Here is a 14,083-nt window from a genome sequence, read left to right as displayed (position 1 = left end):
AACGGTCTAACGCGGCCGCGCGCTTTTTCACAGCGCCGGGTGTCCCGCCGTGGGACAGGGGGGCCGGCCCGCGCGCCGGGCTGGTGCGCCCGCCGCCCGCGCGATATGCAGCGGATCGATGGATCGAAGGGAGAACGTCCTTGCGCCGCGCCGCCTGCCTCGCCTTCTGTGCCGCGCTGTCGGCCGGGCCCGCCCTGGCGGAGATCCCGGACCACACGATCAGGATCGGCGTGCTCAACGACGGCTCCGGCCCCTTCGCGGACCAGTCCGGCAAGGGGTCCGTCGTGGCGGCGCAGCTCGCCGCCGACGACTTCATGCGGGAAGCGCCCGGCCTCAAGGTCGAGATCCTGTACGGCGACCATCAGAACAAGCCCGACGTCGGCAGCGCCATCGTGCGCGAGTGGCTCGACCGCGACGGCGTCGCGGCGGTGACGGACGCCGTGAACTCCGGCGTGGCGCTGGCCATCAACGGCGTGATCGCCGACAAGCACCGCACCTTCCTCGGCGCCAACGTCGGCACCTCCGACCTCACCGGCAAGTTCTGCCGCCCCACGACGGTGCAGTGGACCTTCGACACCTGGGCCTTCGGCAACGCCGCCGCGCAGGCGCTGAAGGACGTCGGCGCCAAGAGCGTCTACTTCATCTCCTTCGACTACGCGCTCGGCGCCGCGCTGGAGCGCGACACCACGGCCGCCTTCAAGGCGCTGGGCGGCACGGTGTCGGGCTCGGTCAAGCACCCGCTCGGCGCGACCGACTTCTCGTCCTACCTCCTGCAGGCGCAGGGCTCGGGCGCCGAGGCCGTGGCCTTCGCCGACACCGGCACGGCGCTGGTCGACGGCGTGAAGCAGGCGGCCGAGTTCGGCGTGTCCCCGGCGCAGCGGCTCACGGGGCTGTTGACCGAGATCGTCGACGTCCACGCCATCGGGCTCCCGCTCGCGCAGGGGCTGCTGCTGACCGAGGCCTATTACTGGGACCGCGACGACGCTTCCCGCGCCTTCGCCAAGCGCTTCGCCGAGAAGGTGCCAAGCCGCGTGCCGACGGAAAACCAGGCCGGCGTGTATTCGGCCGTGCTGGCCTACCTGCGCGCCGCGAAGGCGGCCGACACGATCGACGGCGAGGCCGTGGTGGACGAGATGAAGAGGGCGCCGATCGCCGACGCGCTGTTCGGAACCGTGACGGTGCGGGCGGACGGGCGGGCGATCCACCCCATGTACGTCTACCGGGTGAAGACGCCGGCCGAGTCGCACGGCGAATGGGACCTCTACAGCCCCGTCGCCACCATCCCGGCCGACCGGGCCTTCCGGCCGCTGGCCGACGGGGGCTGCCCGCTGGCGAAGTAGCGCCCTCGTCCTCTCCCCTCGGGGGGAGGACGGGCGCCTCGGCCGCCGGGCCCGGGGCTCACACGGCGTCCAGGATCGCCCCCGCCACGGCGTCCGGGAACTCCTCGTGCAGGCTGAGCTTCCCGCGCGGCAGCACCCGCGCGGCGATGCCCGGCACGGCGGCGAGCGCCTCCATCTCGGCGCGGGACTTCGGCGGCGCGTCCTCGCCGTAGATCACCAGCGCGGGCTCGCGCAGCGCCGCCGCGGCGGCGAGAACATCGGCGCGGTCCCGGAACGGGTCGAGCTCCCCCGTCACGAAGCGCACCGCGGCGTGGCGCGCGCCCTCGGCGCCGGTGACGCCGCGCTTCGCCGCCTCGCGCTCGGGCGTCAGCCAGGCCGGGTCGGCGTAGACGTGGGCGCGGGCCATCACGCGCACCATGGCGGGGTTGACGTTGAGCCGGTAGAGCGCGGAGCCCAGCCCCGGCACGTCGGCGGCCCGGGCGAGCCGGCCGAGCCAGGCCGGGCGCCGGCGCAGCATCGTGGGAAGCGGCCCCCGCCACGTCGGCGCGACCAGGACGAGCCGCCGACCGGGCGCGGGGCGCGCCGCAGCCTCGGCGATCACGTAGCCGGCGGCGTGGCCCGCCGCCACGACCAGCGCCGGCCCCTGCGCGACCTCGTCGAGCGCGAAGCGCAGGAAGGCGGCGAGCGCTTCCGGGCTCCAGGCCATCGCGGGCTTGGGCGCCGCGCCGAATCCCGGCCAGTCGATCGACAGCGTCGTGAAGCGCCCCGCCAGCCGCTCCGCCAGCGGCGCCATCTCGGCCCGCGTCGAGATGGAGCTCAGCGCCGGCAGCAGCAGGGCCCGCGGCCCGGAGCCCAGCCGCGTCGTGCCCACCACCACGTCGCGCCCCCGCCAGTGCCACACCACCGCGCTGCCCTTGCCCGCCGACGCCATCGCCACCCCTGTAACCTCCGCCACCCGCCATCGTAGCAGGAAGCGCGTCCATCCCGGATGCCCGACCGGAAGGCCCGACAGCATGACCGCCCGCCGCCTCCTCGCCGCCGCCCTCGCCCCGGCGCTGCTCGCGCTGTCCCTGCCGGCCGCCGCTTCGGCGGCCGAGGTGGCGCCCTTCACGCCCGCGGCCTTCGCGGCCGCCAAAGCCGCCGGCAGGCCGATCCTGGTCGACGTGACGGCGCCCTGGTGCCCCACCTGCAAGGCGCAGCGGCCCATCCTGTCGAACCTCGAAGCCCAGCCGAAGTTCAAGGACCTCGTCGTGCTGGACGTCGACTTCGATTCGCAGAAGGACGCGTTGCGCCAGCTCGGCGCGCGGATGCAGAGCACGCTGATCGCCTTCAAGGGCGACCGGGAGACGGCGCGCTCCACCGGCGAGACGCGCCCCGAGCCCATCGCCAAGCTGCTCGACAGCGCGCTCTGAGCCGTCGTCCTCGGCCGTGAGCACGGGGCTCGCCCTCCTGGCGGGGATCCTGTCCGTCCTGTCGCCCTGCGTGCTGCCGATCCTGCCCGTGGTGCTCGGGGCCGCCGCCGCGCGGTCGCGGCTCGGGCCGGCGGCGCTGGCGGGCGGCCTCGCCCTGTCGTTCACGGCGATCGGGCTGTTCTTCGCCACGATCGGCTTCGCGCTCGGGCTCGATGCCGGCGGCCTGCGGCGGGCCGCGGCCGTGGTGCTGATCCTTCTGGGCCTCGTGCTGGTGCTGCCCCGGCTCCAGGCCCGCCTGGCGGCCGCGGCCGGCCCGGTGGGGCAGTGGGCCGACGCGCGCTTCGGCGGCTTCTCTCGGGACGGGCTCGCCGGCCAGTTCGCCCTCGGCCTGCTGCTCGGCGCCGTGTGGAGCCCCTGCGTGGGCCCCACGCTCGGCGCCGCCTCGGCGCTGGCCGCCGAAGGGCGCGACCTCGGGCAGGTGGCGCTCACCATGCTGGCCTTCGGCCTCGGCGCCGCCCTGCCGCTGCTGCTGTTCGGCGCCGTGTCGCGCGGCGCCCTGATGCGCTGGCGCGGCCGCATGCTGGCGGCGGGCGCGGGGCTCAAGGCCGCTTTGGGCGTGCTGCTGGTCGTCGCCGGCCTGCTCATCGTCACGGGGCTCGACCGCCGCGCCGAGGCCGCCCTCGTGGACGCCTCGCCGGCCTGGCTGACGGACGCGACGACGCGGTTCTGACGGGACCCGCCTCAGGCCGCGAGCTTCCAGGCCCCCCGGCCCGCGAGCTTGACGTCGTAGAGGGCGCGGTCGGCCCGCGCGGCGAGGTCGGCGATGGCGCCGTCGCCCGCCAGCGACCGCGTCATCCCGACGCTGACGCCGACCGACAGGTCCCCCATCGGGGTCGCCACAGGCTGCTGGGCGGCCAGCACCAGCCGCTGCGCCAGATAGGGCAAGGCGTCGCCCTCCGCGTCGCCCACCAGGATGGCGAACTCGTCGCCGCCGAGCCGCGCCACCACGTCGCCCGGCCGCACGGCCCGGCGCAGGCGCGCGGCCAGCTCGCCGAGCACGAGGTCGCCCGCGGCGTGGCCGTGGAGGTCGTTGACGGCCTTGAAGCGGTCGAGGTCGAGCACGATCAGCCCGAAGTCGCCGCCGGTCCGCTTCAGGAACGCCTCCGCGCTGGCTTCGAAGCCGCGGCGGTTGGCGAGGCCCGTCAGGGCGTCGGTCCGGGCTTCCCGCGCGAGCCTGTCCTGCTCCAGGTGCTGTTCGGTGACGTCGAGCGACGCGCCCATGATGCGCTCCGGCGCGCCCGACGCGTCGCGGATCAGCCGCCGGCGCGAGCGGAACCAGCGAAGGCCCCGCGGGCCGTCGACGCTGTACTCGACCGTGGTGGCGTCGACCTCGCCGCGCAGCATGGGGCCGAGGTCGAGGACCGCGGCATCGCTGGGGTGGATGTCGGCGGTGAACTCGGCCCAGCTCGAGGGAGCGGCGGCGCGGCCCGTCACCAGCGCGGCGAGCTTCGGCGACACGTGCAGGGCACCGGACGCGACGTCCACGTGCCAGAAGCCGCCGTCGAGCACGTCCAGGGCGAGCGCCAGGCGGGCCTCGGCCTCCCGCCCCTCGCGCTCGGCCGCCTTGCGGGCGGTGACGTCCGTGGCGATGGCGAGCAGCGAGGTGGCCTCGCCCGCGGCGTCGAGCTCCGGCGTCAGCGTGACGTGCCACCAGCGGCCCCCGCCCGGCAGCTCGTGGTAGGACTCGGACTCGATCGCCTGCCGCTCGCCGATGCAGCGCCGGTAGCGCGCCGTCACGGCCTCGGCCATGGCGGTCGGCAGGCAGCGGGCCGGGCTGAAGCCGACGATGGCCTCGCGGGGGATGCCGCTCAGCTCCACCATGCGGCGGTTGTATCCGGTGAAGACGAAGTCGGCGCCCTGGCGCGCGACCGAGAAGGCCGGCGCGCCGATGAGATTGACGTCGATCATCCCGCTCCCCCGTGCTCGTTCCCCGCAGGACGATACGGCGCCGGGGCTTGCGAGTTTATCCGAGCGGCCGGCCGGCACGGGCCGTTTCGGCCCGCGTGCTGAACGCGCCCTTAAGCCGGCGCGCGATTCCGGGCGCCATATGTGCGGCGCCCCCGGCCGGTCCGAGCCTTCCCCGCCACTGGCGCGCGCCGTCCCGCCGCGATAGCGTCCCGCGACGCCGCACGAGGACGACGATGCCGCTCCCCCGACGCCTGCTCCTCGCCGCGTTGGCGCTGCTGGCGCTCTGCGCCTCCGCCCCCGCCCGCAGCGTCACCGATTCCGCCGGCCGCACCGTCGAGGTGCCGGACCGCGTCGCGCGGGTCTTCGCCGCCGGCCCGCCGGCCTCGGCGCTGCTCTACGCGCTGGCGCCCGAGGACATGATCGGCTGGAACCGCGCGCCGCGCCCGGCCGAGCTGCCCTTCCTCGTGCCCGCCGTGCGCGGCCTGCCCGAGCTCGGCCGCCTCACCGGCCGCGGCGACACGCTGAACCTCGAAACCCTGATCGCCGCCAGGCCCGACCTCATCCTCGACTACGGCACCGTCGACGACACCTACCGCTCGCTCGCTGACCGCGTGCAGGCCCAGACCGGCATCCCCTACGTGCTGATCGACGGGCGCTTCGGCAACGCGCCCGCGGCCCTGCGGCTGCTGGGCGGCATCCTCGGCGTGCCCGCGCGGGGCGAGGCGCTGGCGGCCTCGGCCGAGGCCACCTTCGCCGAGGTCGACCGCGTGCTCGCGGCCGTGCCGGAGGCGAAGCGCCCGCGCGTCTACCTCGCGCGCGGGCCGGAGGGGCTGGAGACGGGCTCGCGCGGCTCCATCAACACGGAGATCATCGAGCGCGCCGGCGCCACCAACGTCGTGGAGGGCCTGCGCGAGAAGGGCGGTCTCGTCCACGTGTCGCCCGAGCAGGTCATCGCCTGGGCGCCCGACACGGTGATCACGCTCGATCGCGCCTTCCGCGACGGCGTGGAGGCTCAGCCGGCCTGGGCGCCGGTGCCGGCGGTGGCGCGGGGGCGCGTGTTCCTCGCGCCCGGCCTGCCCTTCGGCTTCATCGACGCGCCGCCCTCGATCAACCGCCTCGTCGGCCTGACCTGGCTCCTGCACACCCTCTACCCTGCCGAGGCGCGCGGCGACCTCGGAGCGCAGGTGCGGGACTTCTTCCGCCTGTTCTACCAGGTCGACCCGTCCGACGCCGAGCTCGACGCGCTGCCGGGCGGCGCGGCGAAGTGAGCGGCGTCCCCGCCCTCGACGGTGTCATCCCGGGCGAAGCGCAGCGGAGACCCGGGACCCAGCCGGTCCGACCGGGTCCACCCTGCCGGAGGGACACGCGGACGCGCCGCTGGATCCCGGCTCAGGGCCGGGATGACCCCGGAGAGGGCGCGAAAGGATCCGCTCTGGATCCCCGCCCGCGCGGGGATGAGCCGAGAGGGCGAGGATGAGGACCGCGACGGCGCTCGCTCTCCTGGCGCTGCTGCTGCTGCTCGCCGCCGTGGTGGCGGCCGGGGTCGGCCCCTACCGCATCGCGCCGCTCGACGTGCTCGCCGCGGTGCTGCGCCGCGCCTCGGGCCGCCCGGCCGAGGGGCCCGCCGCCACCGTGCTCTTCTCGATCCGGCTGCCGCGCGTGCTCGCCGCGGCGGTGGTGGGCGCCGCGCTGGCGGCGGCCGGCGCCGCCTACCAGAGCCTGTTCCGCAACCCGCTCGTGTCGCCCGACATCCTCGGCGTGTCGACGGGGGCGGGGCTCGGCGCGGTGCTGGGCATCCTGCTCGGCCTGCCCGTCGCCGCCATCCAGCTCCTCGGCTTCGGCGGCGGGCTCCTCACCGTCGCGGTGGTGGCGGGGCTCGCGCGGGCGCTGCGCGGGGGAGGGGACGTGCTGGTGCTGGTGCTGGCCGGCATCGTGGTGGGCGCGCTGGCGGGCGCCGCCATCTCGCTCGTGAAGGTGCTGGCCGATCCCTACGACCAGCTCCCGGCCATCACGTTCTGGCTGCTCGGCAGCCTGTCCGGCGTGAAGCCGGGCGACGTCGCCGCGACGCTGCCGGCGGTGGGGATCGGGCTCGCCCCGCTGCTGCTTTTCCGCTGGCGCGTCGGCGTCCTGTCGCTCGGCGACGACGAGGCCCGCGCGCTCGGAGTCGACGTCGCGCGGCTGCGGCTCGTCGTCATCGCGGCCGCGACGCTCGTCACCTCGGCCGTGGTGGCGATCTCGGGCGTGATCGGCTGGGTCGGGCTGATGGTGCCCCACATGGCGCGGCTGCTGGTGGGCCCGCGCTTCGACCGGCTGCTGCCCGCCTCCGTGCTGCTCGGCGCGGCCTTCATGGTGATGGTGGACACGCTGGCGCGCTCGGCCGCCCGCATCGAGATCCCGCTCGGCGTGCTCACCGCCCTGATCGGCGGGCCGGTCTTCGTGGCGCTGCTGGCGCGCGGCCAGCGGCGGGCCGCCCCGTGACGGTGCTGGCCGCCGAAGGGCTCGCCGTCGGCCACGGCGCGGCGCGGGTCGCCTCGGGCATCGACCTCGCGTTGGAGCCCGGCACCGTCACCTGCCTGCTCGGGCCGAACGGCGTCGGCAAGACGACGCTGTTCCGCACCCTGCTCGGCCTGCTGCCGCCGCAGGCCGGCCGCGTGCTGCTCGGCGGCGACGACCTGGCCGGCCTGTCCCGCGCGGGCATCGCGCGCCGCCTCGCCTACGTGCCGCAGGCCCACGCCGGCGCCTTCCCGTACACGGTGCTGGACCTGGCCGTGATGGGCCGCACCGCGGCGCTCGGCGCCTTCGCGGTCCCCGGCCGCGCCGACATCGGGATCGCGCGGGACGCGCTCGACGCCATGGGCATCGCGCATCTCGGGGACCGCGACGCGACGCGCATCTCCGGCGGGCAGCTGCAGCTCGCGCTGATCGCCCGCGCCCTGGCGCAGCGCGCCGGCGCGATCGTCATGGACGAGCCGACCGCGAGCCTCGACCTCGGCAACCGCATCCGCGTGCTGGGCGTGGTGCGCCGCCTCGCCGACGACGGGCTCGCCGTGCTGGTGTCGACCCACGAGCCCGAGCAGGCCTTCGCGGTGGCCGACCGGGCGGCGGTGATCGAGGCCGGCGGTCGCTTCGAGGCGGGGCCGGTCGAGCGCCTCCTCACCGCCGAGCGGCTGTCGCGCCTCTACGGCGTCCCGCTCGCGGTCGAGGCGACGCCGTCCGGCCGGCGCGTGGTGGGCAGCGCCGCGCCGATCCGCCCCGGCGGGGGCGCGCGAACCTTCGCGGCGGGCGCCACGTTGCCGGAGCGGTGACACACCGGGAGGGCGCGATGACGGACGACGGCAATCGGGACAAGGAGATCGCCGGGCAGCGCGCCGATCCGGTGGCGGCGCAGAACGAGGACCTGGTGCAGGCGGGCGGCCCCGTCGCGGGCGAGCCGGCGAGGGGCGGCGACGCCTACGCGTCGGGCGGGCCCAAGGGGAAGGGCGGCGTGGCGCCGAGCGGCAGCCGCACCGCGGGCTCCGACGCGCCGATCGCCAGCGACGTCGCGCCCCGCGTCCACACGGCCATGGACGAGGAGGTGCGCGACGCGGAGGAGAAGGCCCGCAAGACAGCCTCGCCCTGAGCGGGAGAGGCCGGGCGGACCGCGATCAGGCGGAGCCGCCCGACCGCGTGGCGATGCCTATGGACGCTGGAGCCGCACGCCGAAGCGCGCGGCGACGGCTCCAGGGCGCGCCTCACACCGTCCTGTGCTTCTCGTTCGACGCGCCGCTCTTCTCGATCGCGGCCTGCGCCGCCGCCAGCCGCGCGATGGGCACGCGGAAGGGCGAGCAGCTCACGTAATCGAGGTTCTGGCTCTCGCAGAAGGCGATCGAGGCCGGGTCGCCGCCGTGCTCGCCGCAGATGCCGAGCTTGATGCCGGGCCGCGTGCCCCGCCCGCGCTCGGCCGCCAGCGCCACCAGTTCACCGACGCCCTCCTGGTCCAGGGTGACGAAGGGGTCGGCGGGGAGGATGCCCTTGGCCGTGTAGGGGCCGAGGAACGAGGCCGCGTCGTCGCGGCTGATGCCGAGCGTGGTCTGGGTCAGGTCGTTGGTGCCGAAGGAGAAGAACTCCGCAGCCTTGGCGATCTCGCCCGCCTTGAGGGCCGCGCGCGGCAGCTCGATCATGGTGCCGACCGTGTAGGGCACGGCGACGCCGGTCTCCTTCGCCACGGCCTCGGCCATGGCGACGATGCGGCCCTTGACGAGGTCGAGCTCGGGCACCGCCATCACCAGCGGCACCATGATCTCGGCCTCGACGACCTCGCCCGAATCCTTGCCGGCCGCGACCGCGCCCTCGAAGATGGCGCGCGCCTGCATCTCGGCGATCTCGGGATAGGCGATGGCGAGGCGCACGCCGCGGAAGCCCAGCATCGGGTTGAACTCGTGGAGGTCCTGCGCCCGGCGGCGCACCTTGTCGGCGGAAAGGCCGAGCGAGGCCGCGACCTCGTCCATCTCCTCGTCGGTGTGGGGCAGGAACTCGTGCAGCGGCGGGTCGAGCAGGCGGATCGTCACCGGCAGGCCCGACATGATGCCGAACAGCTGGCGGAAGTCCTCGCGCTGGATCGGCAGCAGCTTGTCGAGCGCGGCGCGCCGCCCGGCCTCGTCGTCGGCCAGGATCATTTCGCGCACCGCGACGATACGGTCGCCCTCGAAGAACATGTGCTCGGTGCGGCAGAGGCCGATGCCTTCCGCGCCGAAGCGGCGCGCCGCCCGCGCGTCGGCGGGGGTCTCGGCGTTGGCGCGCACCTTCATGCGGCGCGACGCGTCCGCCCATTCCATCAGGGCCGAGAAGTCGCCCGACAGCTCCGGCTCCAGCATCGGCACGAGGCCGCGCAGCACCTGGCCGGTCGAGCCGTCCACCGTGACGAGGTCGCCCTTCTTGAGCAGGACGCCGGCGCAGGACATCGTCCCCTTGGCGGCGTCGACCCGGATCGTGCCGGCGCCCGACACGCAGGGCTTGCCCATGCCGCGCGCGACGACCGCCGCGTGGCTCGTCATGCCGCCGCGCGTGGTGAGGATGCCCTCGGCGGCGTGCATGCCGTTGATGTCCTCGGGGGACGTCTCCGCGCGCACGAGGATGGACTTGCGGCCCGCCACCTTGGCGGCCTCGGCCTCCTCCGAGGTGAACACGATCTCGCCCTGGGCGGCGCCGGGCGAGGCCGGCAGGCCGGTGGCGATGAGGTCGCGCGGCGCCTTCGGGTCGAGGGTCGGGTGCAGCAGCTGGTCGAGCGCCGCAGGGTCGATGCGGCGCACCGCTTCATCGCGGGTGATCAGCCCCTCGTTGGCCATGTCGATCGCGATCTTCAGCGCCGCCTTGGTGGTGCGCTTGCCGTTGCGGGTCTGCAGCATCCACAGCTTGCCGCGCTCGACCGTGAACTCCATGTCCTGCATGTCGCGGTAGTGCTTCTCCAGGAGCTGCGTCGTGTCGACGAAGCTCCGGAACACCTCCGGCATCACGGTCTCGAGCGAGGGCTTGTCCGAACCCGCGGCGATGCGCGCGGCTTCCGTGATGTTCTGCGGCGTGCGGATGCCCGCCACCACGTCCTCGCCCTGGGCGTTGACCAGGAACTCGCCGTAGAGCTCGTGCGTGCCGACCGACGGGTTGCGCGTGAAGGCGACGCCGGTGGCCGAGGTGTCGCCCATGTTGCCGAACACCATGGCCTGCACGGTGACGGCCGTGCCCCAGGATTCGGGGATGCTGTTCAGGCGGCGGTAGGTCTTGGCGCGGTTGTTCATCCAGGACGAGAACACGGCGCCGATGGCGCCCCACAGCTGCACGACCGGGTCCTGCGGGAAGGGCTGCCCCGTCTCGGCCAGCACCTTGGCCTTGTAGCGCTCGATCACCGTCTTCCAGTCGGCGGCCGACAGATCCGTGTCGAGCACGGCGCCCTGCCGCTCCTTGAACTCCTCCAGGATCTCCTCGAAGCCGTGGCCCGGCAGGTCCAGAACCACGTTGCAGTACATCTGGATGAAGCGGCGGTAGCTGTCGTAGGCGAACCGTTCGTCTTTGGCCGATGCGGCCAGGGCCACGACCGTGCGGTCGTTGAGGCCGAGGTTCAGAACCGTGTCCATCATGCCGGGCATGGACGCGCGGGCGCCCGAGCGCACGGACACCAGCAGCGGCTGGCTCTCGTCGCCGAACCTGCGGTCCGTGAGCTTGCCGACCGCCTCCAGCGCCGCCGCGACGTCGCCGCGCAAGCTGTCCGGATACTGGCGGTCGTGGTCGTAGAACCAGGTGCAGACCTCGGTCGTCACCGTGAAGCCGGGCGGCACGGGCAGGCCGAGGTGGGCCATCTCGGCGAGGTTCGCCCCCTTACCGCCGAGGAGGTCGCGCTGGCTGCCGGAGCCCTCGGCTTGTCCGCCGCCGAAAGCGTAAACCCACTTCGTCATGCCGCCGCTCCAGCTCTGCCTAGGAACGCGGCACGGGGCCGCCGTCGCAGGCTTTAAAGCACGAAGGATGCTGCGGTGCGAGATCTTCGGCGCCGGCCGTCCCCCGCCGCGGCGGGATCTCCGCCGGGGACGGCGGACGGTCGCCGGCGGTCAGGCGTGGGAGCGCAGGCGCAGGGCGAAGACGATCCAGTTCACCCCCGTGAAGATCAGCTCGATGCCGAGCAGCAGGCCGATCACGAACAGGCTGTTCGAGGGCCAGCCGATCACGATGATGAGGCCGAGCAGCCCGGTGACGAGGCCGGACAGGATCAGCGGCCCGCGCATGCGGTCGTGGTGGCCGAACCCCGACACGAGCCGCACGATGCCGGCGGCGAGCAGCCCCGCGCCGAGCAGCAGCGTGATGACCACGGAGGCCTGCACGGGCTCGGCCCAGGCGAAGATGCCGACCGCGATGTAGAACAGGCCGCTGATCTCCCAGTAGAGCGCCTGGCCCCAGCCGCGCGCCCGGAACCCCAGCACGATCTCGACCACGCCGACGATGCCGACCATGACGCCGATCGTCACCACCGACACCAGGGTGGCGAAGCCCTCGATGGCGAGCGCCGCGAACCCGGCCAGGAGCGCCAGCACGCCGAGCGCCAGGAACCATCCCCAGTTGGCCCGGAGCTGTTCCGTCGGCGGCAGGCCCCCCCGCCGCAGGGTGAAGCGGCTCGACTGCGGGATCGTCATCGTCATGTCTCGCTGTGCTGTGGGCGCGGGCTGAACAAAAGCGCGCGACCGAAGATCTTTGTTCTGAATCTGTGGCGGGAAAGTCAGCAACGGTGGATTTGCAGGGCGGCATGACCGGCCCGCATTTGCGTCCGCGCGGCCTTACGCCTAAACGGGGTGAAATCCTTCACCGTCGAAACCTTCTTCTCATGAGGCCGTCGTGACCGTTTCCACGCCCCTTCTCGACCAAGTCGACACGCCTGACGCGCTGAAGCGCATGTCGGACGCCGACCTCCGCCAAGTGGCCGACGAGCTGCGTGCCGAAACCATCAGCGCCGTGTCGGTCACCGGCGGGCATCTCGGCTCGGCCCTCGGCGTCATCGAGCTGACGGTGGCGATCCATGCGGTGTTCGACACGCCCGCCGACCGCGTGATCTGGGACGTCGGTCACCAGGCCTATCCCCACAAGATCCTCACCGGCCGCCGCTCGCGCATCCGCACGCTCCGCCAGGCGGGAGGCCTGTCGGGATTCACGAAACGCTCCGAAAGCGAATACGATCCGTTCGGCGCGGCCCATTCCTCGACGTCGATCTCGGCCGGCCTCGGCATGGCGGCGGCGCGCGACCTCGCGGGCGGCGACAACAACGTCATCGCGGTGATCGGCGACGGCTCCATGTCGGCCGGCATGGCCTACGAGGCGATGAACAACGCCGGGGCGCTGAAGTCGCGCATGCTGGTCGTGCTCAACGACAACGACATGTCGATCGCGCCGCCCGTCGGCGCCATGTCGGGCTACCTCGCCCGCCTCGTGTCGGGCGGCGCCTACCGCACCGTGCGCGAGTTCGGCAAGCAGCTCGCCGGCCACCTGCCGAAGTTTTTCTACGACAAGGCGCGCCGCACCGAGGAATATGCCCGCGGATTCTTCACCGGCGGCACGCTGTTCGAGGAACTCGGCTTCTACTACGTCGGCCCGATCGACGGCCACGACATGCACCAGCTCCTGCCCGTGCTGCGCAACATCCGCGACGAGGCCAAGGGCCCCGTGCTGCTCCACATCGTGACCCAGAAGGGCAAGGGCTACGGCCCGGCCGAGGCCGCGGCCGACAAGTACCACGGCGTCGTGGCCTTCGACGTCGTCACCGGCGCCCAGGCCAAGGCCAAGGCCAACGCCCCGGCCTACCAGCGCGTGTTCGGCGAGTCCCTCATCAAGGAGGCCGACAAGGACGACAAGGTGGTGGCCATCACGGCCGCCATGCCGTCCGGCACCGGCATCGACCTGTTCGGCCAGGCGCATCCCACCCGCACCTACGACGTCGGCATCGCCGAGCAGCACGCCGTGACCTTCGCGGCCGGCATGGCGACCGAGGGCTACAAGCCCTTCGTGGCGATCTACTCGACCTTCCTGCAGCGCGGCTACGACCAGGTGGTCCACGACGTCTGCATCCAGAACCTGCCGGTGCGCTTCGCCATGGACCGCGCCGGCCTCGTCGGCGCCGACGGCCCGACCCACGCCGGCTCCTTCGACCTCGCCTTCCTGGGCTGCCTGCCCAACATGACCATCATGGCGGCGGCCGACGAGGCCGACCTCGTCCACATGGTCGCCACCCAGGCGGCGCACGACAGCGGCCCCTCCGCGCTGCGCTACCCGCGCGGCGAGGGCGTCGGCATGGAGATGCCGGCGGTCGGCGTGCCGCTCGAGATCGGCAAGGGGCGCGTGATCCGCGAGGGCTCCAAGGTCGCCATCCTGTCGCTCGGCACCCGCCTCGCCGAGTCGCTGAAGGCGGCCGAGACGCTCGCCGGCATGGGCCTCAGCACAACGGTCGCGGACGCGCGCTTCGCCAAGCCCATCGACAAGGACCTCGTGCGCTCGCTCGCCGAGAAGCACGACGTGCTGATCACCATCGAGGAGGGCTCGGTCGGCGGCTTCGGCTCCTTCGTGCTGCAGTTCCTGTCGGACGAGGGCCTGATGGACGGCGGGCTGAAGGTCCGCACCATGGTGCTGCCCGACACGTTCATCGACCACGACAAGCCCGACCGGATGTACGCCTCGGCCGGCCTCGACGCCAAGGGCATCGTGGCCAAGGTCCAGGACGCGCTCGGCATGGGCAAGGCCGAGGACGCGTCCAAGCGCACGGCGCCGCGCGCCGTGCCCAAGGCCGCGGGCTGAGCCGGACGCGACGAGGGTCATCCGATCCGACGCGACGGCGGCCGCTCCTCTCTTCCACGTGGA

At 73.7% G+C, this 14,083-nt stretch carries 12 protein-coding genes; 8 read left to right on the top strand and 4 right to left on the bottom strand.

The features are described 5' to 3' along the window. The first annotated feature begins 140 nt into the window (after window positions 1-140). Window positions 141-1,340 carry an ABC transporter substrate-binding protein gene (locus L7N97_RS09495; protein WP_237478066.1) on the top strand — a complete coding sequence of 400 codons (1,200 nt, stop codon included), beginning with the start codon at window positions 141-143 and terminating at the stop codon, window positions 1,338-1,340. 58 nt (window positions 1,341-1,398) lie between these two features. On the opposite strand, the gene L7N97_RS09490 is transcribed toward L7N97_RS09495, so the two are convergent. Beyond that, a complete protein-coding gene (locus L7N97_RS09490) occupies window positions 1,399-2,355 on the bottom strand; it encodes an alpha/beta fold hydrolase (RefSeq protein ID WP_237478065.1) in 957 nt (318 codons plus the stop codon). On the opposite strand from L7N97_RS09490, the gene L7N97_RS09485 reads away from it, so the two are divergent. Together L7N97_RS09485 and L7N97_RS09480 are read left to right on the top strand one after the other, a co-directional pair. Next, a complete protein-coding gene (locus tag L7N97_RS09485; RefSeq protein ID WP_237478064.1) occupies window positions 2,354-2,752 on the top strand; it encodes a thioredoxin family protein in 399 nt (132 codons plus the stop codon). The two genes, L7N97_RS09490 and L7N97_RS09485, sit on opposite strands and share 2 nt — an antisense overlap. 16 nt (window positions 2,753-2,768) lie before the next feature. Further along, entirely contained in the window at window positions 2,769-3,482 is a 714-nt protein-coding gene (locus tag L7N97_RS09480) for a cytochrome c biogenesis CcdA family protein (protein ID WP_237478063.1), read from the top strand. An 11-nt stretch (window positions 3,483-3,493) separates the two neighbouring features. Here L7N97_RS09480 and L7N97_RS09475 read toward each other — a convergent pair whose 3' ends face one another. After that, entirely contained in the window at window positions 3,494-4,720 is a 1,227-nt protein-coding gene (locus L7N97_RS09475; RefSeq protein ID WP_237478062.1) for a GGDEF domain-containing protein, read from the bottom strand. 233 nt (window positions 4,721-4,953) lie between these two features. On the opposite strand from L7N97_RS09475, the gene L7N97_RS09470 reads away from it, so the two are divergent. The 4 genes from L7N97_RS09470 (at window position 4,954) to L7N97_RS09455 (ending at window position 8,339) form a co-directional block, all read left to right on the top strand. Continuing rightward, window positions 4,954-5,988, top strand: coding sequence for an iron ABC transporter substrate-binding protein (locus L7N97_RS09470; RefSeq protein WP_237478061.1), 1,035 nt, complete (start codon window positions 4,954-4,956; stop codon window positions 5,986-5,988). 205 nt (window positions 5,989-6,193) lie between these two features. After that, entirely contained in the window at window positions 6,194-7,198 is a 1,005-nt protein-coding gene (locus L7N97_RS09465) for a FecCD family ABC transporter permease (RefSeq protein ID WP_237478060.1), read from the top strand. Beyond that, entirely contained in the window at window positions 7,195-8,025 is an 831-nt protein-coding gene (locus L7N97_RS09460; RefSeq protein ID WP_237478059.1) for an ABC transporter ATP-binding protein, read from the top strand. Before L7N97_RS09465 ends, L7N97_RS09460 begins: the two co-directional genes overlap by 4 nt. 17 nt (window positions 8,026-8,042) lie before the next feature. Then, the gene (locus L7N97_RS09455; protein ID WP_237478058.1) at window positions 8,043-8,339 is read left to right on the top strand and encodes a hypothetical protein; all 297 of its coding nucleotides are present in this window, start codon (window positions 8,043-8,045) and stop codon (window positions 8,337-8,339) included. A gap of 112 nt (window positions 8,340-8,451) precedes the next feature. Here the strand turns inward: L7N97_RS09455 and ppdK are convergent, their stop codons facing one another. Continuing rightward, window positions 8,452-11,145 (bottom strand): pyruvate, phosphate dikinase, encoded by a 2,694-nt coding sequence (ppdK, locus tag L7N97_RS09450; protein ID WP_237478057.1) that lies wholly within the window; start codon window positions 11,143-11,145, stop codon window positions 8,452-8,454. Between the two features lie 150 nt (window positions 11,146-11,295). Further along, a complete protein-coding gene (locus tag L7N97_RS09445) occupies window positions 11,296-11,880 on the bottom strand; it encodes an HdeD family acid-resistance protein (protein WP_237478056.1) in 585 nt (194 codons plus the stop codon). A gap of 193 nt (window positions 11,881-12,073) precedes the next feature. Here L7N97_RS09445 and dxs point away from each other — a divergent pair, with 193 nt between their 5' ends. Beyond that, a complete protein-coding gene (gene dxs, locus L7N97_RS09440) occupies window positions 12,074-14,020 on the top strand; it encodes a 1-deoxy-D-xylulose-5-phosphate synthase (protein WP_309242777.1) in 1,947 nt (648 codons plus the stop codon). Window positions 14,021-14,083 lie beyond the last annotated feature (63 nt).

The organism is Lichenibacterium dinghuense, from assembly GCF_021730615.1.
In the GTDB taxonomy this organism is placed as follows: domain Bacteria; phylum Pseudomonadota; class Alphaproteobacteria; order Rhizobiales; family Beijerinckiaceae; genus Lichenihabitans; species Lichenihabitans dinghuensis.
The sequence above is the reverse complement of the archived record's forward strand: the minus strand, read 5'-3'. Positions and strand labels throughout refer to the sequence as shown.